Source organism: Chloroflexota bacterium, assembly GCA_034717495.1.
In the GTDB taxonomy this organism is placed as follows: Bacteria; Chloroflexota; Anaerolineae; order JAAEKA01; family JAAEKA01; genus JAYELL01.
Map to the genome: position 1 here is coordinate 37,111 of JAYELL010000076.1, position 20,692 is coordinate 57,802.

Genomic DNA, 20,692 nt, shown 5'->3' on the forward strand with positions numbered 1-20,692 from the left:
CATCGACAGGAGAATTTCTCAGGCGCCGCGGTATGCGCTGAACAGCTACCCACCCGTCACGTACACAGTCGACTATTGTGGTATAATGCGGATCAACTATTGGCAAACAGGGACAAAAACAGAGTGTTTGGCAGGGTTGCGCGTAAATGGTGGCTGCTGTGTGCCACGGACATGGATTGAGATACGAAAGCTTCGTCAGACTGGAGCAAAACCATGACTACAACTATGAATCAAGAGCTGCCCCAGGACAAATCGGCCTGGCGGCAGATTGTTGCCAGGTATCAGACGGCCAGCCTCAACCGAAGTGTGATACAGCTGATCACTTCCGTTGTGCCCTACTTCGTGCTGCTGGTCCTGATGTATTTCAGCCTGGACATCTCGTATTGGCTGACTCTGCTGTTGGCCATTCCAGCCGCAGGCTTCGTGATTCGGATCTTCATCATCTTCCATGACTGCGGCCATGGCTCATTTTTCGCCTCCCGAGAGGCCAACGAGTGGGTGGGCAGATTCACCGGCGTCCTGACCTTCACCCCCTACCATCGCTGGCGCAGAGCCCACGCCATCCATCATGCTACGGCGGGAGACCTGGACCGGCGCGAAGCGGGCGACGTGTGGACCATGACGGTAGATGAGTACCTGGAATCCCCCCCGTTAAAACGGTTGGGCTACCGGGTTTATCGTTTCCCGCCGATAATGTTAACAGTGGGGGCATGGATGAGCTTTTTGGTCTTCGAGCGACTCTGGTTCTGGGAGAAGGACAAGCGGGCGCGGAACAGCGTTATCTGGACCGATGTGGCTCTGCTGGCCATTGCGGTCGTCGCAACTTTGACAATTGGGCTCAAAGCGTATCTGCTTATTCAAATACCGGTCATCTGCCTGGCCGCCAGTGCCGGAGTCTGGCTTTTCTACGTCCAGCACCAGTTCGAGGGGGTGTACTGGCAACGGCATGAGGACTGGGACTATGTCGACGCCGCTCTGCAGGGCAGCTCCTATTACAAATTGCCCAGCCTTCTGCAGTGGTTTTCCGGTAACATCGGCTTTCACCATATCCACCATCTGAGCCCCAAAATCCCTAATTACAACCTGGAGCAGGCCAACAACGAGAACTCCCTGTTTCAGATTGCCCCGGTGACGCCCAGGTCGAGTCTGAAGTCACTGGGCTTCCGCCTATGGGATGAGGAGAATCATCAGCTGGTAGGCTTTTCCGAGGCGAAACGGGCAGCTGAGCTTCGATCCGCGCCCGCCAAACCCAACCCATAGTCGAGGCAGGCCTTGCGTCTGGAGAGGTCTCCGGGAAAGATAGGGAGGTTCACTGAGGATAATGAAATTTGAATTCCTGTCTGAAACACTGCCAGACGCTTTTCGCTGGTTAAATGAGCCCCTGGCCTATTCCACTGGTCAGGGGTTAACATTGATGACACGACCTGAGACCGATTTCTGGCAGGGCACCCATTACGGATTTCGCAGGGATAATGGGCACTGCCTGTTGACCTCGATACAGGGTGATTTCACTTTGGAAACCAGAACTGAATTTGCCCCTGTTGCCCAATATGACCAGTGCGGTTTGATGGTGAGGGTGGACAGCGCGAATTGGATAAAGTGCTCCCTGGAATATGAGAACAGCTCGCTGAGCCGACTGGGTTCGGTGGTGACAAACGGCGGATTCTCCGATTGGGCCACCCAGGATATCACAACGCCGGTCTACACAATATCCTATCGCATCAGTAAAAGCGGCCAGGACTTTCTGATCGAATATTCATGGGACGGTGAAAGTTGGTATCAGATGAGGATTACCCACCTTGCCAATTGCCCGGAAAGCCTTGACGCAGGTCTCTATGCTTGTAGCCCGGTCGGAGAAGGATTTCAGTGCACCTTTGAGTATCTGGCAACCGGTGAGAATCAGTGGGATACATAGTCGAGCAGGGAGTCAGTCTAGACAAGCTGATTCAATAGCCCCGGGCCAGATCAACCCGGTTGGGAATGGTCTCACCCCGGTTGGCCGCATTGAACAGCTGCGCCAGGTGAAGCATCCGCATTCGCTCCGTATAGGGCGAGCCAAAAGCCGCGCCCCGGTGTGGGCTCATGACCATGTTGTCCAACTCGTTGAATGGAAAGCGCGAAGGTGGAGTATTGGTCCGGCTTTCCCGACTGTCGGGGTAGTTGTACCACACATCGGAGCCCGCCGCTCGTAACTTGCCGGCCACGATGGCATTGTAGAAGGCCTCTTCGTCGACAATGGCGGCTCGTCCCACGTTGATCAGAATAGCCCCATCGGGGAGCAAATCCAACTCATCCGCGCCGACAAGGCCTTTCGTCTCATCGGTCAAGGGTGGTGTGATGCGACCGCCAGCGATGGTGCCGGCCGGTCGACGAACAATCTCCGACATGGGAGGTCAGGCGCGCCGGCTGATGCGGTAGGTACAGGCAGCGTCGCCGCTCATGATGTGTTGTTCGCGTTGGACTTCAGCCTCAGGCAACAATGCCTGAATGAAGTCGATCTCGGTGGCGCATGCCTGACGGTAGCGATAGGCGACGCGGTGGACGGCGCAGTTGAACTCCCTCAGCAGGTAGGTATCGTCGTTCACCCGCTCCCACTCGGCCAGGTAACCATCCTCGTCCAGCAAACGAGCCAGTTCGGCGATCCTTTGCTCAAAATCGAGTCCTGCCAGACGGGCTCGTCCGACTCGCAGCCGCCGCGCTGCCCGTCTTTCGAATACCCGAGCCAACTCATCCTCTTCCAGATAGCCCAGAAGCTCATTGGCAAGAATGTGGTAGTTTTTGGGAAAGAGTTCCTCTGCCAGATCGGTCAGGTGATAGACATAGGCGGGCCGGCCCATGCCTCGCTGCTGGGAGTCGAATGTCACAAGACCATCCTTCTCCAGGGTAGTCAGGTGGCGACGCACGCCCATGGCAGTCATCCCCAACAACCCACTTAATTCGCCCGCGGTTAATCCCCCTGACTTCTTTAAGGCCAGCAAGATCTTTCGCCGGGTTGGTTGTAACTGACTGGCAAGGGTTTTACGGCCGGATTGCATGGCTTGGTCCCGAAGCTACACTTTTTTGGTCGGCGGACCAGGCTTTTTTGATCCACCGATGAACACGCCAATTATACCATCCCTTGCAGCCCTTGTAAACTTCGGATAATAAATAAACGCTTTTGTTTCCAAATTATCCTATTGCAACGCACTCCTTTTGACCAGCAGGCCATTTTGGCGTATCATTGTCTCGTTTTTCGCATCCCATTTTCCTGCAAGGATGGGCGCCATGCTCAAGACCCAATTCCATACGACCATGCGGTGGTTACTGCGGGCAAATACGCCTATCCCCGAGCGCAGCGACGGCGAGATCGCTGCCGACATGGAGCGAAACTACCACTGGAATTTCACTACTCATGTGCTGGACGGCGTGTTCTTCTGGCTCGGCGCCAGCTTCATGTCCAGCGCAACCATCATTCCCCTTTTTGTCAGCAAACTTAGCGATAGCCCGTGGGCCATCGGTCTGGCAGCAGTTATCGCCCAGGCCGGCTGGTATTTCCCGCAGCTCTTTGCCGCCAATGCCACCGAACGTCTGCCGCTGATGAAACCAGTGGTAGTCAATCTGGGTTTCTTTCTGGAGCGCCTGCCCCTCTGGCTGTTGCCCATCGCCGCGCTGGTGGGTGCCAGCCATCCCCAGCTTGGATTGGCCCTGTTCTTCATCGGCTATGCTGGCCATATCCTGGGCGCCGGGGCTGTTGCTCCTGCCTGGCAGGACCTGGTCGCTCGTTGCTTTTTCCCCGAGCAACGAGGGCGCTACTTTGGCACAGCAACCTTCCTGGGCAACGGAACAGGTCTGCTGGGGGCAGCGTTGAGTGCCTGGATTCTGGCGGCCTTCTTGTTTCCAACCAATTTCGCACTGCTCTTCACCCTGGCCGCCTTTTTTGTCACGGTGAGTTGGGTGTTTCTCGCCCTGGTCCGGGAGCCCACTCAGTCCCACATGGTCGCCCGTCAGAGTACGCGCCAATATCTGGGCAAGCTGCCGGCGATCGTTCAACAGGATGAGGAGTTTCGCCGTTTTCTGCTGGCCAGGACTTTACTGGTATTCGGCAGCCTGGGCACCGGATTCGTCACTGTGGCCGCTATCGCCCGCTGGGAGGTAGCCGATGGCGTCGTTGGATTCTACACAGGCGCCTTGCTTCTCGGCCAAACCCTGGGGACCTTTGTATTCGGCTTCCTCTCTGACCGGCGGGGCAACAAGCTTGTTCTGGAGTCAAGCGCTGCATTCGGCATGTTTGCCTTTCTGTTGGCATGGATGGCCCCCTTCGCCATGTTGTACTACGCGGTGTTCTTCATGTTGGGCATTGCCATGGGAGGGATCATGCTTTCCAGCATTCTGGTCGTGCTGGAATTTGCACCATCCTCGCGCCGGCCAACCTATACCGGTCTGGCCAACACCACCGTCGGCGCGTTCAGCATTGCCGCGCCATTGCTCGGGGCCTTGCTGGCCAGCATCAGCTACGACTGGTTGTTTGCCGTCAGCGCCGGGTTCAACCTGGTTGCACTGGTAGCGCTTCACTGGTGGGTCAAGGAACCCCGGCAACTGAAGCCGGTTCCAACGAGCTAGAATCTCCCCTCATTGCAAGGTGACGCCGGCGCACTAAACAACCTGGGCACAGCCGTCCCGCCGGCTATCCCCCACCCCAAGGTACTGACCGTCAGGACAGCGGGCGACCACGTGGGTGCCGCCAAAAAACATGTGTTTGCTCGCCCAGATGTTCACGTTGTACCCAGACGCCGCCAACTCGGCTACGACGACGGGGTCGTTGCCCCCCTCGACCTGGAGAATTCCCTCTTCCCAGTGAACGCGGGGCGCTTCCACCGCCTGCTCAAGATCAAGATCGAATTCAAAAACATTCATCAAGACCTGGAGGATTGCACTGCGAATCCGATTTGCGCCACCGCTGCCAATCGCCAGCACTGGCCATCCATCCTCCAACACCACAGAGGGAGACATCATGGAGGGAATACGCCGTCCAGCCATCATCTGGTGGAAACCCTGGGGATGAAGGTCTTCCTCACCCATCATGTTATTGGGAACAATGCCCGTGCCTGGAACGATATAGCCAGCGCCTTCACCACCACTGGTCGTCATGCTGACAGCCAGGCCATCTTGATCGATGACGGAGATCTGGGTAGTGCTGGAACGGGCATTGATAACCTGATCTGTTGGCCGTTCTGGAATCGGCAGGCGCAGCATATCCCGCAATGTTTCTGCCCAGCGATTCACCGTCGCCGGTCCCAGCATCCTGCCAATCTGCTGCCGCGGCAGCAGATTCAACTGTTCCATTTCGCCGCGCGCCAGGTTGGTCACCCGCATGACTTCTGCGATCAATTCCAGGTGGCAGATGGTGCCGTGATGCTTCTGTTCAAAATGAAAGTCCTTGAGCAGATTCAGGGAAAAACTGATCAAGAGTCCACCGCGGCTGGGAGGTGGATTGGTCAGTACCGTGCGATTGCGAAAATGGGTTACCAGTGGCAACCGCCGCCGAACGCGGTAGCGGCTCATATCTTTGGCAGTGATAAGCCCTCCGTTTTCAGCTTGATCCTGCCACAATGCCCTGGCAATCTCACCTTCGTAGAAAAGGCGAGGCCCCTCTTTACCCAGAGCTTCCAGGGAGTCTGCCAGGTCGCACATTCGCAACAACTCCCCTGGTTCCAACAGTCCGCCAGCGCCATTGCTGCGGCCAAAAATGGCGGCGCTGCCAGGCGTGCTGAGGAAAATCGGCTCCAGCATAAGGCTGATGAAATATTGCATCTCCGTCACTTGCACACCCTCGCGAGCTAACTGGATGGCAGGCTCCAGCAGTACAGTTAACGGCAGACGGCCCTTGTCACGTGACAGCATACACAGGCCGGCAATGTTTCCAGGTACCCCCACGGAGCCGCGACCGACATAAAAGTCTTGCTGGGAATCACCATAATCAATCGTGATCTTGCGAAAATCGATTTCTTCCGGCGCCGGTATCTCCTTGCGTCCCAACCCGGGGGCAGCGCTGAAGAAGTCGTACAGGGTGCCATCACCGCGTCGGGCATCGTAGATCAGTGCGAAACCGGCGCCTCCCGTTGCAGAAACAGTATATTCTGCCACGAAGGAGGCGAACGCGGCAGCCACAGCGGCGTCAACCGCATTGCCGCCCTGCTCTAATATCTGCGCGCCCGCGGCGACTGTCAGCGGATGGCCGGCAGCGATTGCGCCATGGCGAGTCGATGATACCAATGTCATGCTAGACAATCCTCGAAGGCTCAGCGCTGTGCCAGGCGCAAGGCCATGGCACCTGCGATGGCCGCTGCCCAACGCATATCCTGGTAATCCAGCCGCTCCGCGGTATCGTAGGGCGTGTGGCAATAGGGATCAGGCCCCTTGGCGATGGCCAAGGCGGGTAAGCGCAAATGGGCATAGGGCCAATGATCGGAATATGAAAGGGAGTTTCTGACTGCGATCGGATACCCGGTGGACTCGCTGTAGCCCATCTCTTCCGCAAGGTCGGCCGCTGTTTTCGCCAGACTGCTGGGAAATCCATTGAAGCGCAGGGCACCTTCTGGAACGCCTACCCCGTCCGGCGTAACGATGCCCCGGCAGCGCGCTTTGACTCGAGCAGCGCGCGTGATGACCTCTGACAGCGAACCGACCATGCCTTCCCCGCCGCTGGCAAACGCGGCGAAGCGGATCGTTCTATCGGGACGCAGACGACTCTCTGTCCAGACCCGGGCCAGTTCCAGGATACACGCCAGACCAGATGCATTGTCGGAAGCACCGCTGTACCAGGCATCGTAATGGGCTGCCAGGATCACATAGTCACGCCGTTTGCCCGGAATCTCACCAATCACATTGGCGGTCAGGCCCGCCGAATAGGCCGATTTGATGTGCAGCAGCGCGCGCACCGGGCCTTTCGCCAGCTTCTTACGCAGGTATTCCCCGGTCTGATAACTCACGGCCAAAGCAGGAATGCGACCCAGAGCGGCACCTGATCCATTCTCGATGAGTTGCATGTTGGCCGGGCTTGGCGATTGGTGGGCAAAGACCACGGCGACGGCACCATGGCTGGCGGCTCTTTTGATCAGGCGACCACGTGGTTCTCGGCTCTTGTCGCTTCGCCTTATCAAATGAACGGCATCGCCAAGTCCACGCCGGGATCGAATAGCATAATCGGTTTCCGTACCACCCCCCAGGTCGATCACCGGCCGCTCCAGGCCCGTGGGCGCTGTTTTCGGCGAGCCTGTGATCACGATGAAATTGGGCTCGTAGGGCGCGGGTGTAAAAAAGCTCAGTTGAGAACGGGCCCGCCGTCGCCAGCGCGGGTAGATCACCGGACTCAGATGCACTCGCTTGAGTCCGATCTCGCCGAAACGGTTCAGAACCCAGTTTCGTGCCTGCGCCTCTCCCGGGGTGCCCCCTCGACGCATATTGATGGACGACAGGGCAACCGTATCGCTGCGTAGTCGGCCCGGATCAATCTGCATGGGCAGGCCCCCCTCGGCGCCGGTGCTCGTTCCCAGCCGACCGTAATCTGCCTGAGTCAATGGCTCATAGCGGGCCAACCACCACGCAAGGGATGCCCCACCGGTGAAGCCCAAGGCCAGGCCCGCTAACAGCCTTCGAAACATGGAAGTCATGATGGCACTCTCGCCTGGATCTCCGAACAGGTCACATAGATTCTCATAGTTCCGCTATGACCTCTCCGATCCCGGCAGTATCGTAACCGCCAAGCGCCTCTACCGTACCGGAAAACTCAGCGGAGCGAATCACTGCCATTAAGGGCTCCAGCAACTCGCTGTCATAGTACTCGGCGGGAATCACCAGGTCGTAGCGTTCGTTGAAGAGTGGTACGAAGCCCAGACGCAGGGCACTTGCCGCTGCCCGAATTCCCAATCCACAATCTGCGGTGCCCGATTGAACGGCAGCTGCCACCGCCAGGTGTGTAAATTCAGGCCGTTCGTAGCCCTGAATCTGCCGTCGTTTGATACCCAATTGCTTCAACTGGTAGTCCAATAGCACGCGGGTACCCGCGCCCCTTTGACGATTGACGAAGCTCACATCGGCGCGCGCCAGATCTGCAAGACTGGTGATCTCCTTGGGGTTTTCGGGTTGCACGATCAATCCCTGAACACGCCCAACGAAGCGCAACAGAATCATCTGTCGAGTGGGCAGAAGTTCGCGAATGAACTTGATGTTGTATTCCCCTGTCTCTGCGTCGAGCAGATGAGAGCCGGCAAAGTGCGCTTCGTTCCGTTGAAGCGCCAACAGGCCTCCGTAACTGCCCACGTTTGAAGAGGCCAGTGTCAGCTCAGGACGGTTCCGTCGAAGTTGATCGGCAAGAACGTCAAGGGTCAAGTCGTGACTGCCGATGGAGACGATGGTATTGCGAATCGACTCAGGTGAACGCAACAGCTCGACAGAAACCTGGCTGCCTGCATGTTCTCCTTCACTGAAGCGAGGAATCTGCACGATTCCATCGGCCCGTACCAGCGACATAATGACTCCTGCCCCGCGCTTCAACGGGGTTGCCACCAGACGATCGCCGACCCGCCCTACGGTGACACGCAAGAATTCATCCTCTCCCAAAGGAGAGTGGACCTTCTGAGTGAGAGATGCTCTGACGATAGGGCGCTCGGGCGGCATCAAACCCTGCCACCGATAGACCAGCGGCTTGACAAAAAGTTCGAAGGTCATGGCAGCCGATACCGGAAACCCAGGAATCCCGATCACCGGTTTGCCCCCGGCGATCCCCAGAACCACGGGATGTCCCGGTCGAATCGCCGCGCCGTGGACCAATACCTGTCCCAGGTCGTCGACTACGCGGGCGGTGAAGTCCTCCGAGCCCGCTGACGACCCGGCGTTTATTACAACGATATCGTGATCGGACAGGGCCACCTCGACTGCAGACCGTATCCGATCGAATTCGTCAGGCACGGACGCCAGGCGACTGACCTGGCAGCCCCATTCCTGCGCCATGGCGCCAAGAACCAATGAATTGTACTCAACAATATCGCCCGGCTGCAAAGATGTTTCCCAGCCAGGTTCTCCGGGTGTCACCAACTCACTGCCGGTTGGTATCACCGCTACCCGGGGCTGGCAACGCACCGCAAGATGGGTGTGCCCACATCCAACCGCGGCGCCCAGGTCCTGGGGCCGAAGATAATGGTTGGAGGGTAACACAAGCTGGGTTGCGACGATGTCCTCACCCATGGCGCGCACATGTCGCCAGGGCGGCGTGGCAGCCATGATCTCTATATGGGTTGAGATGTCAGGATCTGCCGTTTGCTCCCCCGGCAGCAACTGCGTATCCTCGATCATGATCACCGCGTCAGTCCCTGCCGGGATTGGATCACCGGTGTCCACGTAAAACGCCTGCTGGTTCAGGGCAAGACGAAGCGGAGAGGTCTCGGTAGCGCCAGCGGTGTCTTCGGCCCGTACCGCATAGCCATCCATGGCAGACGCATGGTAATGGGGAGAGGATATGCGGGCCCATACAGGCGCTGCAGTTACCCGGCCGGCACAATCGCCAACGGGCAATGTTTCACTGGGAAGCGTGCCCAACGCTTCAGCCTGCAGCAAGGCGGCATACCAGTGTTCGATGGCCTCTTCCAGACCAATATCGTGTAGATAGGGAGTCTCTCGTCGCATCATAGGTTTCAATGTAGCTCAACCGTCACCAATTGACCATCAGCAATGCCATTGCTGTCCAATGGAACTTTGACGGCGCCATCAGACCGGATAAGTGTATAGATTAAATTGCTCTTGCCAAAAACGGGTATCGCCCACAATTCACCGGCGCGCGATTCCAGGCGCACCTGTACGTAGTCCTCCCGCCCGCTAACACTGGCGATGTTGCGGGACAGTCGAGCGGTCACCCGTGTTTTGACGACAGCATCGGCGCCCAACAGGCTACGGATCGCCGGGTTGACGAACAGGTCGAAAATCACCATCGCACTGACCGGATTGCCCGGCAATCCGAACACCGGCTTGCCGGCGGCGAGAGCCAGAATCGTTGGCTTACCAGGTCGTACACTCACTCCGTGAATCAGGATTCCTGGTGACCCCAGACCTTCGATGACCTGGGCTGTCATATCCCGAAAGCTCACGGAACTGCCTGCCGACATCACCAGGATATCTGCGTCGGCCAGTGCCCTCGCTGCAGCACTCTGCAACGCCTGAAAGTCATCCGGAATAATCGAATATGTAATCGGAATCCCTCCGGCACGGTGAGCCAGCGCGGCCAGGGTGTAGGAATTGATATCACGAACCTGGCCGGGCCCAGGCTCCTGGTCCGGCGACACTACCTCGTCTCCCTGGGAGAGAATGGCAACCGTTGGCCGCACAGCCACCGTTATCTCTGTGATCCCCAACGCGAGCAGTCCCCCAATGTCCTGCGGGCGGATTTGATGGCCTTTTACCAGGACAGGCTGGCCCTGGCGGACATCCTCACCGATCTGGATGACATTCTGACCGACAGCTACTGGCTTCAATACCTCAATCGAGTGGGGATGAAACTCGCTTTCAGGGTCAACTCTCTCTGATTGGCTGCCGGCGCTGGTGTCCTCCTGGCGGATACGCTGGGTATCTTCGACCATCACCACGGCATCGGAGTCCGAGGCAATCATGCCGCCGGTGTGGACAAGAACGGCCTGTCCCTCATCCAGAGAGATCTGGGGCGGCTGTCCCATAGATACTTCACCAACTACCTCCAGATAGGCCGGCAAGCTGGCAGTAGCCCCATAGGTATCGATAGCAGCCACAGCAAAACCATCGACGGTGGATCGCGGAAAGGCTGGCAAATCATGAGGGGAAAAGATATCCTCCGCAAGAATGCGGTCCAGGCTCAGTAGCACGGAGAGTCGTTCGGTTTTCACCGAAGACCTGAACCTTTCGCTGAATATTCGCCAGGCCTCAGCCGGTGTTTGTACGTCGAATAGCTCGGTCATAACCGTCCTCAGTTGATCTCGATTTCTGCCAATTCAATAGCATCATTGGGCAAGCGCACGCGGGCATCATCATAGGCAGGCAGCCGGTTGAGCGTCAGGGCATCGTAGATCCCGACAACAATTCGATAGGGACCCGGTCTGAGTTCAGAGAACAATGGCACTTCGTAAGAATCAGTGAGCAATTCCCCCTGTTCCCATACCGAGGTAGGATACTGTCCGTCAAAAGGTTGAACGTCCTGTTGAGCCACAATGCGTCCATTTGAATCCAACACGTGGATAAACACCTTGTAATCCTGCCCGATGGGTCCTGCGGCTTGCCAGCGAACGCTGACCTCCAGATCTCCCACCAGTGCCTCTTCGGTAACAACCTGCTTTCCATGGACAGAGCTCACACGATTGCCATCCACGCCATAGCCAATGAGCAGAATGGAATCATCGAAATTTGCGTACCCTGGCAACGTGGCCAATTCAAGGGTGGATGACTTGGGGGCCTGCCCGCCGACACTGCCGGGTAGGATTGCAGCGCCAACGGGCTGCAGCTCGTCGCCCATTAACTCATACATGCCGGCATACACCCGAAATGGACCAGGGGGTGCATCTGCCGGCAACGAAACAACATGGCGATCGACAATGATTTCGCCCGGTTTCCACAACCTTGAAGGGTAGTAATCGCCTCCGATCAGTTTATCACTCTGAGCGATCTTCGAACCATCGGGAAGTGTCAAATGAACGAAACTTGAAAGATCGGTCGCAATAGGTTGCACGGGCTGCCAAAACAAGGTTACTGCGGTATCCTGCCCTGGCGCGGGGTGTAACGTTTCCACATCGTAACCGGTCAGCCGAATCTGATCACCGATGGCGATATCTACCGGCTGGGCATCGCCCCGCAGGGTGTTTAGACCCTCGACCCGCGTCAGTCCGGCAGAGTCGTTCTGGCCCAATTGCGCCTTGGCCTCCAAACCGGGCATGGGCTTGACCAAAAATACCGGTCGCTCATTGGCCAGAGCAATCTCCAACACCTGTCCTACATTGTCCCAGTTCTCACCGGGCAACATACCGGGAAAAAGGCCCGCAAGATCGGGGCGCATGCCCTCGACCTGCTGAAGATACCAGAGCGGCATCATCTCGTCCCGGTCGTTGGTCACCAAAATCGAGTCGGCAGGCGGATCGGCTTCGATCAGATTGGCCCACCAACGCTCCGGCAGGGTATGCCCGCTGCGATCAACCTGATCCGCATGGGATATGAACAACAGCAAGGGCAGAGCAGCCAACGGAATCAGGGTCAAAACGCTGGCAGCGGTGGCCCAGGCCGGTCGCCAGCGCGCAACGAGCTGCGCGATCTCAGCGGCAATAAACGCGCCTGCGACGGCAATCCATCCCGAGGCAATCAGGTAGGATGGGATATAATACGCGGCAATGTCGTCGATGGTGTAGAAAAGGTTGAATGCCGTCAGGGCAATGAAGCCACCACCCGTCAGCCACAGCAAGCGGGTTTCCCGATTGATGATCAGATAGAGCACACCCAGGAGCGCCAGGCCAACCCCAACCGGTGTCAGTTCAGCCATGAAACGCTGGATCAGTGTGAACGGATCGGAGACAGCAGTTGCCGGTCCCTGGAGTTGGCTGGCGAAACTGTAACCCAGTGCGTAGCCTGCCAGCCCTTTGGGCGATCTATTTATCAGATCCACGAAGTGATCCGGCCTGAGCTCTACCAACAGATAAGGACTTTGCTTAACCCGCAGAGGAACATACAGGTAGAGCAGAAGAGGTGCCAGGGTCAAAACAGTCAACGGAACCAACCACCGGGGACGGCGCACGCGATAGCCATCCTGGCGCCAGACGAACACAAAGAGCACCGGTATCAGGAGCAGCGTCGTTCTGTGGTGGGCAAGACTCAAGCCCAGAACCAGAGCAAGAACCATCAGGGAAAGGGAAGGGTGCGTTCGGAACTCAGGCTGATCCTCCTGAGCGTAGTGCTTTTCGATTTCGAGCCCTTTTTGCCAGCGCAACGCCAGTCCGAAGATCAGCGCAATAAAGGCAGCGTGTAACGAATACACCTCTGTCACCAGGGCACTGCTCCAGAAAGTGGGAGTGAAGGCGAAGGCAAGGGCAGCAAGAAAAGCAGCAATTCGCTGGGCAATTGGCGGTGCCTGCCGGACACCGAGCTCTACCAACCCATGGGCGAACAGATAGGTCAGTCCCACCGCCACCGCGGCAAAGATCACTGATAGCAGGTTCATCGCCCTGGCGGGTGTTGCCAGATTCAGGATATCCAGGAGGTGGGTCCATATCCAGCCCAGGATCATGTAAAGGGGATATCCCGTTGGATGGGGCAGGCCGGCCAACCAGGCCGAAAACTGGAATTCGCCACCATCTCCGAAGAGTAGGCCAGGCGCAGAACCCAGCCAGTACACAGTGCCGGCGATCAGGCCAGCGATCGCTGCGATTAGCAGATCGACCACTGCCAGGAGTTGCGGTCTGGCCATTGAACCCCCGGAGAGGTCTGTCGCCGCTGTGGTGGCCTCCAATGCCATCTGCCCCTCTGCCTCCATTACCGGGGGTCCTCCAGGCGCAACCAGTCGAAGGCCACCGACAGAGGCCGTCGATCGGCAGCGACACGCAGGTACGCGCCATCAGGCCCGATAGCCTCGGCCGCAGAGCCGGGAGATGCACCCTTGACACCGACCAGGCCATGTCCATAGCCGGGGGTCTGGCGCAGGTCTACCTGGCTGCCAAGGTCCGCCAGGGCGGCGACCGCCCGATCGGTCAGGAAGCGGCTTCCGTCATCTCGCACTGCAGCTACGACGATCACCCCTTCTTCTATCTCTTCAATAAAATCCGCCATCGTCTCCGCTTCGAATTCGTTGGCCCAGGTATCGAAGCCGCGAACGGCCAGCAGTTCACCGGAGTCAGGATCGATGACACTCAGGTTGTAACCTCGCCGACCCGATGAAGCATCCTGTTCAACCCCCTCAGGGTCCGACACTGTGATGAAGGCAATGTCCTGAGCGGTGCCTCCGCTATTGATCTCGATGTCCACCGGGCTCTGAACGCCGCTGCTGCCGATCATGCCCTGACCCTGTAAAACATCGGCTGGTTGCGCGCTTTCGATGAAAGAAAAGTTCAAGCTGTTCAACCCATCGACGGCGGCCTCGGCAGGCACATCGAAGGCCAATTCCTGCCAACCGGGAGTGACTGCCCGGGTCCCGAGGTCAACGCCGTTGAACCGAACATTCAAAGACTGCGGGGCAGCGTCTGGATAGGAGAAAGGCTGGACCCGCAGGACCAGTCGCAGCGGACGGGTTTCGACCAGCCGGAGGGGAAGGTACAGATCAGCCTCTCTCCCCATCGCCCAGACCCCGGTCGCTCCCGATATATCCTGCTCATCAGCACTCCAGCCAACACCCCGGTACGCGCTGGTGTCGGCTGTTCCGAAATCGAGACCAAAGGGGAAGGGAACCAACGGTTGCCTGACCCGAAAAACCTGGACCCCATCGGCCTGCCAGAGCGGTTCAGGATCGACCGGTAACACATCCAGCGCATAGTCCCGGGCCGCCTGCCAGGTATCGGCATAGGGATATCGACCCGGCACCGGCGGATTGACTACCAGATAGTCCACGTTCCAAAGAGCGACCAGATCATCGGCGCTTTGACGCGCGCGCTGGTCAGTGATCTCGTCGGGCTGTTGGTACATCTCCAGGCCCGCGATTGCCTGCAGCAGCGGCTGGCGTTCGAAATACTCAAACTTAAAAGGAGGATTGCGAACGGCATTGCCGCTGATGATCGGTCTTTTGTGATCGGACTGATACCACTGAACCCGGGTATCTTCTGAACCAAAGACCCGGAAGCCGTTTCGCCAGCCCATTGGCAACTGCATGATTGTGCCGTTGCCCTCGCTGCCGGCAAGTTCCTGGTAGACCGCAGGGATGCGAGAGTCGGTCACCGGCATTGGCCACGCCAGGTGCTCAAACACAATTGCGGCGCCTGCCAGCAAAACCATGGCGACGGCCAACAGGCGACGGCCCGACGATCCTTCGATCTCAGGCAGAAGCAAACGAGAACCCCCGCGGCCCGAACTCAGGCTCAGGAGACGACCCACAATCCACGATACGCCGTAACCTGCCAGCACGGCAAGAGCCAGCATCAGCGGGATACTGAAACGATTGGGGGCCCGATATCCCTTGATGAAAGGCAAATAGTGGGTGATGATAAAAGGCAAAGGCACCGTGGTGTCGAGCCCATCGAGGTGAAATAACGACTCGCCATGGATCTGCAGCAACGGGCCAAGGGCAAACAAAGCGCTCAACAAGGCCAGAATGACCCAGGGCAGCGTTTTGCGCCGCCCCGCGAGAGCGCCAATAGTGGCCAGCGCCAGGGTCGCATAGCCCAGAAAGAGGGTGTTTATATCGCTGAACCGTCCCTCTCCCGCTTCCACTGCTCGCAGTTCCGCCGTCCAGTCTCCGCCCCACAACGGGTGAAGATCCGTGGGTGTCACCAGACCGGCCAGATCACTGCTTAGTTTTTGCGCATCACCCCAACCCTCCAGCGCATAGTCGCCACTCAATCCTTCTCCCACGGTTGGAACGAGCAAGACTGCACTCACCAGCGCTGCAACCGCGGCGATACCAATGACCCCGACCAAGAGCTGGCGAGTTGAAGGTCCGGTGGGATCAGCCCGCGAACCACGCCGGAACAGGGCGAACAAAACCAGTGGCAGGGCAATGGCTGCCAGTAACACGCCATAGAGCATATCTGTCAGCAGTGCCAGCCCTCCGAATAGCCCTGCCATGATGGCATCGTGCCGGCGAGCGCGATCCAGGGTTTTGATGAGATAGAGGACAAAGAAGGGCACCCATTGGGTATGGTAGATATTGTAATGGCCAAGCGATAGATAAATGGCCCGGTTGGAGGCAAAGGCAAATACCAACCCGGCAATCAGTGCCGCCCCATCGCGCGTAAACGTCCAATCGCGGCCTTGGTGACTCGCTGGCTGATCGACGCCGCTGATTCCACGCCTCAGCAGGTAGCGGACCAGCAAGAACGTACCATAGCCGCTGAGTACCGTGGCAAGCAAGTTGATCAAGTTGCTTGCAAGTGGTACCCCGGCCACCAGTTGCAGGGGCAGCGCCAGCACGGTGCCCAGCAGATTGTAGGTATATAGGATCAGGTCAAGGCCCAGCGGGAAAAAGATCAGATCGGTGTGAAGAGGCGAGGAAATCTGATCGATAAGGGAGAACTTGAAATACCACATGCTCCAAAGGAACGTATACTCGTCGAAGGCCCAGGTATCGGTCCCCGGCACATGGGTGGTAAGTTGGGTGACCAATGGAAAGCTAAGACCAATGGCCAGCACCAACAAAAGAAAGAGCACCAAAAGGTGCGTGAATCGCATAGCGTTTTTTTGCCTCGTTAGCCTGTCAACAGTGAGACAATGTTACCATAGGCAGTACCAATGAGCAACTGTCGGCGGCAAAGCGATGTCAACGGGACCATCTTGCGCAACTCACCGGTATTCTATGCTGCCAATCACGAAGGCTGGACGATCCTCGAAGCCGGTGGAACCGGAGGCTTCAGGAAGCCATGGTCCTGCAAATGGCCGAACGCTGACTTCCACTTGATAGTCGCCTGATCCCCCCGGCTCGGGCACCAAAAGGTAATCGTCGGCGATCGGTTCGTCCGGTTGCCAATGATCGGTGCTATAACGGCCGTCGGCCGGCGCGTGAGTCCACTCGGCGGCCAGCCAGCCATCGCTGTGAACTAATCGCACCGATGGGCGCAGATCAGCGGAGATAGCAGAAGTGGCCTGCCAGACAAGTCGGACCGCAGCCGGTTGCCCGGCCTCGATCGGCTCGCCAGGCAACTGGGTATCCACCAGTTCGAATGTTCCTCCAAACAAGGCCAGGGGTTGTCGCACCGGTGCCTGATGGGACGAGAGAGGTTGTGGTGCAGCAAAAGCAGGTCTGATCACACCCAACAGTGCCGCCAGGCCAAAGAGAGCCATGAACAGGGTGAATACGCCGACGAGTTTGAGGTCACCAACCCGCCAGGCACCTGCCTGATCCTCACCGCCATAGACCCAATCCAGCAGGCCCACCACGCCCACGCCAACCCAGACGGCGATGGCTGAAAGCGCGGGCCAGAGCAGGCGAGCCTGATCGGTGCCAAGGGCTATAGCGCTGTAACGCACCAGAGTGACAAATATCAACGCCGGTGCAGCAGCCAGAAGAATCAACAATCCCAATTGTCGCTTCCGGGAAATCAGCTCAGATCGGTCGTATGCGCCGCTCGATGGCATTTCCGCGGCCCCTGCATCGCTGACCCCGCTATCCCCCCTTTCTCCATCTTTGCGACCCTCCGCTTCGCCAATTCGTTGATCTGCTGATCCCCCTTTTACCATCTGCTCCAGATACCGCACGATCCCAACCAGCAGGGCTGCTCCAAAAAAGGCTGCCGCCGCATAGGCCCAGGCTGGCAGCTGGATCTGTCCAGCTCCCCCGAAGCGACCCCAGAAGGTGCGGTGGAGTCCCCACAACAACCAGCGTATGTCTCCAGGAGCCAGCGGTGCCAGTCGTTGGTCGATAGTCATGCGCACCAACTCCCACCCGAAAGGATCCCCGTAGAGACGCCAATTGCGCAAGTACCAGGGAGACGCGAGCAACGCGCCCAGCCCGAAGACCAACAGCAAATGTCCCAGCAGCGCCTTCCACGACGATCGGGACCTTTCGAGCCACCAGGTTGCCAGAATCGCCAGGCCTGCCAGTGGCCAGATAGCCAGCGTTCCGACCTTGGAGAGGGCCCCCAATCCTAAAACGATGCCCAGTAAAAGGCTGCGCCTGGTCGATAGCCCCCGGCGCACCGTTTGCGCCGACAAAAGCATTGCCAGCGCTGCAAAGGCGCCGGCGGCGTTGTCATTGTTGATGGCGCTGCTGATAAATAGGAATCCCGGCAGTCCAGCCAGAAATGCCGCGGCCAACAACCCGATTGCCTCTCGTTCGGGGAACACCTCCCGCCCCAGGGCCCAGGTGGCCCAGAGAGTTACTGCGCCAAAAACAATCGAGAGTCCCCGCGCCAGGTGCATGGCCAGTGGCCCTCTCTGCCACGGAAAATCCTCCAGCGTAGTGTGGACGAAAAAATTAGGGGGCTTATCCGGCCCCAGCGGCACGGCGTCAGGATTTGAACGCAGGAAATCAAAATCCAACCCGGTCCAGCCGGTGAGTCCGCCTGCGATCGCGTGGTAGAGCGGCGGGTGCTTGCTCTGGGTTACCGTGGGGCCCTCCGCCAAACCGCGATTCACTCCGATGTAGCGCAGATACGCGTAATGATCCGCCTCGTCGGGAGCCTCAGCCAATGGCACAACCACCGAATAGGCCACGGCCAGGATCAGGTATATCAGCAGGATGATGAAAAAAACGTGCTTCGGCGACCGCTGATCATTGAGAATTGACAATTGATTATTGGTCATTGGTCATTAACAACCATTCAATGCTTCCCAGATCAACCCGATTGTCAGACGTGGCAGGGTCGGTCGTCAGGTTGCGCAAGGTTTCCGGTTGATACATCCCCGCCCGGAGGCCGTAGGTTCCCGGCGGCAGATCGGCGGGCAATGGAATGACGTGCCGGTCGACAATGATCTCACCCTGGCGCCAGCGGGTCGTTGGTGTGAAACCACCGACAGGACTCCCGTCGTCTTGCGCGATCACCTCGCCATGCTGCCCAAGCAGATGGACGAAGGCTGTGTAATCGACGGTAGTCTCCCGCAAAGCCAGCCAGTAGAGGGTCACTTCTGCCACACCCAGGTCAGGCATCGATTCTGCATCCGCAGCAATCAACGTGGCAACATCCTCCAGAGTCGCCTGCACCGGTTTCGGAGTCCAGGTCTTGCGGCCGATTCCCTGGCTGTTCAGTGTCAAAATCAGGGCTGCCAGGCCCACCAGAACACTGGTAACCAACAGCCCTCGTCGGGAACGGGCCTGCCACCACACCAGAGCCGCCCAGGCAACCACGGACAGCAGCGTTACGACAAGACCGGCTTTTCGAGCCGGTGTGCCGCCGTAGGAAACATGGACCTGATGGTTGCCGGCTGGCAGATCGAGTGTCACCAGCCCCAGTTCGCCCGTGGCAGCAAGCGGTACCGGCTTGCCGCCAATCGAAGCTTGCCAGCCGGGTTGATAGAACTGGTGCAGGCGCAGTTTCATGGGTCCCGGCGTGGAAACCAGGGCAGTAAGGCTGTCGTAGGACAATTCCGTCAGATCAATGGTGGGCGCGGGCTGCAAAGCCGGGCCATCCGCCCCGCCTTCCAGCGACCGGCCCAGGGCCCAGCGCTGCTCGGTCACACCGACGGGTAAAAACTCCCCTGTCCACGTGGCGCCAACCTGACCGGCATCAGCATCCTCGCGCCACATGCGATCCGGAAACCAAACGTCGGCTGCGCTCATCGATAGTGGTTCCAGTTGAAGGCCCGCGGTGGAAACCAGAATGGCAATCGGCGCCATGATGGCGACGATGATGACAGGGCGCACCTTGGGTAGAAGTGCTGGCAATGCTCCTGCGATTCCCATCAAACCCACTGCCTCCAGAAGCAGAAAGCGCCATGGGTATTGCAAATGCCCCAGAACCGGTGTCAATGGATTCCAGATCACGAGAGCTGCACCGGTGGTCATGAACATGGCAAAGGCTGTCAGCCCAACATGAAAGGCAGTGGATGGCCAGATTCCCGGCAGCCTTCGCTGCACCGCGCGCAACAGCAACAAACCCAGACCGGTCACAAGCAGTGCCACCGCGAACCAGCTGAGCGGATACAGCCGGCCCAGGGTGTCGGTTGCGCCACGAAAATAGGCCAGAGCGGGGCGCAGCAGGTCGACAACCGTCAAAAAGTGATTTCGGTAGCCCTCGGAAGCTCCCAGCCCCAGCCCCACCGACGAATTCTCCACCAGCACCGGCAGCCAGTAGACGGCGGTGATGCCGATCGCCAGGGCCAGCGAGAGCGCGGTGCCGGGCAGTCGCCGCCATCGTCCCGACCAACCTGCCATGGCCAGAAGGTGCACGCCAGCCACCAAAGCCATCATGAGGGCAGTCAGATTGTGGGTCAGCACCAATCCCGCCCATGCCAGTGTTCCCCAAAGCATGGCGGGCCATGGGTTATCCTCCAGAAAGGCCGCGGTGTATGCCCAAAGGATCAAAGGTGGAAAAATAAATGCGGCAAGTTCAGGCAACGCGCCGCGAAGATAAGCGTCAGCCAGGTGATAAGGAGCGTAGGTGTATACCACGGCAGCCAGAACACCGGCGGCAGCATTTCGGGCGGGCCAATTGCCAAAACGTTTGCTGCCGGCCTTCAGCAGATACCGCAGATAGGCGAAAGCTGCCAGGGCCGCCAGGACAAAGCTCGATGCGATCGTAAGCCTGGCCGCGGCGACCGGAGAGACTCCCAGCAGTGAAAGCAATGCCCCCGGAAAATAGCTCAGGGGAGAATAGTAGTTTAAAACTGCCTGCCCATAGCCGAAGCCGAAATCGGGAAATAGCCGGGGAAGGATGATCCCATGTCGCCAGGCATCTGCCAGCGCGGCCGTGCGGTAAACGTGAAAACGACCGTCATCCGAAGCAAAAAAACCTGATCCCAGCAGTGGCAACAAGGCAGGAATCAGCAACAGAAGCAACAGTGCCCCGTAGGCCAGCGTCGCATTGTCCTCGAGCCAGCGCTGGATTCCTCTGGACTGCCGGGTCGACATCGTAGCACT

Annotated in this window: 13 protein-coding genes; 3 read left to right on the top strand and 10 right to left on the bottom strand. The window is 58.4% G+C overall.

Going from position 1 to position 20,692, the window contains the following annotated elements:
• Positions 1-213: 213 nt before the first annotated feature.
• Together U9R25_14070 and U9R25_14075 are read left to right on the top strand one after the other, a co-directional pair.
• Positions 214-1,260 carry a fatty acid desaturase gene (locus U9R25_14070; GenBank protein ID MEA3337033.1) on the top strand — a complete coding sequence of 349 codons (1,047 nt, stop codon included), beginning with the start codon at positions 214-216 and terminating at the stop codon, positions 1,258-1,260.
• 61 nt (positions 1,261-1,321) lie between these two features.
• Positions 1,322-1,915 (top strand): DUF1349 domain-containing protein, encoded by a 594-nt coding sequence (locus U9R25_14075; GenBank protein ID MEA3337034.1) that lies wholly within the window; start codon positions 1,322-1,324, stop codon positions 1,913-1,915.
• Positions 1,916-1,946: 31 nt separating this feature from the next.
• On the opposite strand, the gene U9R25_14080 is transcribed toward U9R25_14075, so the two are convergent.
• Positions 1,947-2,387: an NAD(P)-dependent oxidoreductase gene (locus U9R25_14080; GenBank protein ID MEA3337035.1), complete on the bottom strand. Its 441-nt coding sequence runs from the start codon at positions 2,385-2,387 to the stop codon at positions 1,947-1,949.
• A gap of 6 nt (positions 2,388-2,393) precedes the next feature.
• Complete coding sequence (locus U9R25_14085) at positions 2,394-3,035, bottom strand: metalloregulator ArsR/SmtB family transcription factor (protein MEA3337036.1); 642 nt, start codon at positions 3,033-3,035, stop codon at positions 2,394-2,396.
• Positions 3,036-3,264: 229 nt separating this feature from the next.
• On the opposite strand from U9R25_14085, the gene U9R25_14090 reads away from it, so the two are divergent.
• On the top strand, positions 3,265-4,599 hold the full coding sequence (locus tag U9R25_14090; GenBank protein MEA3337037.1) for an MFS transporter: 1,335 nt from the start codon (positions 3,265-3,267) through the stop codon (positions 4,597-4,599).
• Positions 4,600-4,632: 33 nt separating this feature from the next.
• On the opposite strand, the gene ggt is transcribed toward U9R25_14090, so the two are convergent.
• The 8 genes from ggt to U9R25_14130 all read right to left on the bottom strand — a co-directional run bounded on the left by ggt (position 4,633) and on the right by U9R25_14130 (position 20,683).
• Complete coding sequence (gene ggt / locus U9R25_14095) at positions 4,633-6,258, bottom strand: gamma-glutamyltransferase (GenBank protein ID MEA3337038.1); 1,626 nt, start codon at positions 6,256-6,258, stop codon at positions 4,633-4,635.
• Positions 6,259-6,278: 20 nt separating this feature from the next.
• Positions 6,279-7,649: a M28 family metallopeptidase gene (locus tag U9R25_14100; protein MEA3337039.1), complete on the bottom strand. Its 1,371-nt coding sequence runs from the start codon at positions 7,647-7,649 to the stop codon at positions 6,279-6,281.
• 43 nt (positions 7,650-7,692) lie between these two features.
• Complete coding sequence (locus U9R25_14105) at positions 7,693-9,663, bottom strand: molybdopterin biosynthesis protein (protein MEA3337040.1); 1,971 nt, start codon at positions 9,661-9,663, stop codon at positions 7,693-7,695.
• Positions 9,664-9,668: 5 nt separating this feature from the next.
• Positions 9,669-10,958, bottom strand: coding sequence for a gephyrin-like molybdotransferase Glp (gene glp, locus U9R25_14110; GenBank protein ID MEA3337041.1), 1,290 nt, complete (start codon positions 10,956-10,958; stop codon positions 9,669-9,671).
• Positions 10,959-10,966: 8 nt separating this feature from the next.
• On the bottom strand, positions 10,967-13,510 hold the full coding sequence (locus U9R25_14115) for a DUF2723 domain-containing protein (GenBank protein MEA3337042.1): 2,544 nt from the start codon (positions 13,508-13,510) through the stop codon (positions 10,967-10,969).
• Positions 13,510-16,350 (bottom strand): interleukin-like EMT inducer domain-containing protein, encoded by a 2,841-nt coding sequence (locus U9R25_14120; protein ID MEA3337043.1) that lies wholly within the window; start codon positions 16,348-16,350, stop codon positions 13,510-13,512. The genes U9R25_14115 and U9R25_14120 overlap by 1 nt, the downstream gene beginning before the upstream one ends.
• A gap of 111 nt (positions 16,351-16,461) precedes the next feature.
• The gene (locus tag U9R25_14125; protein ID MEA3337044.1) at positions 16,462-18,420 is read right to left on the bottom strand and encodes a glycosyltransferase family 39 protein; all 1,959 of its coding nucleotides are present in this window, start codon (positions 18,418-18,420) and stop codon (positions 16,462-16,464) included.
• Positions 18,410-20,683 (bottom strand): 6-pyruvoyl-tetrahydropterin synthase-related protein, encoded by a 2,274-nt coding sequence (locus U9R25_14130; GenBank protein ID MEA3337045.1) that lies wholly within the window; start codon positions 20,681-20,683, stop codon positions 18,410-18,412. Before U9R25_14130 ends, U9R25_14125 begins: the two co-directional genes overlap by 11 nt.
• Positions 20,684-20,692 lie beyond the last annotated feature (9 nt).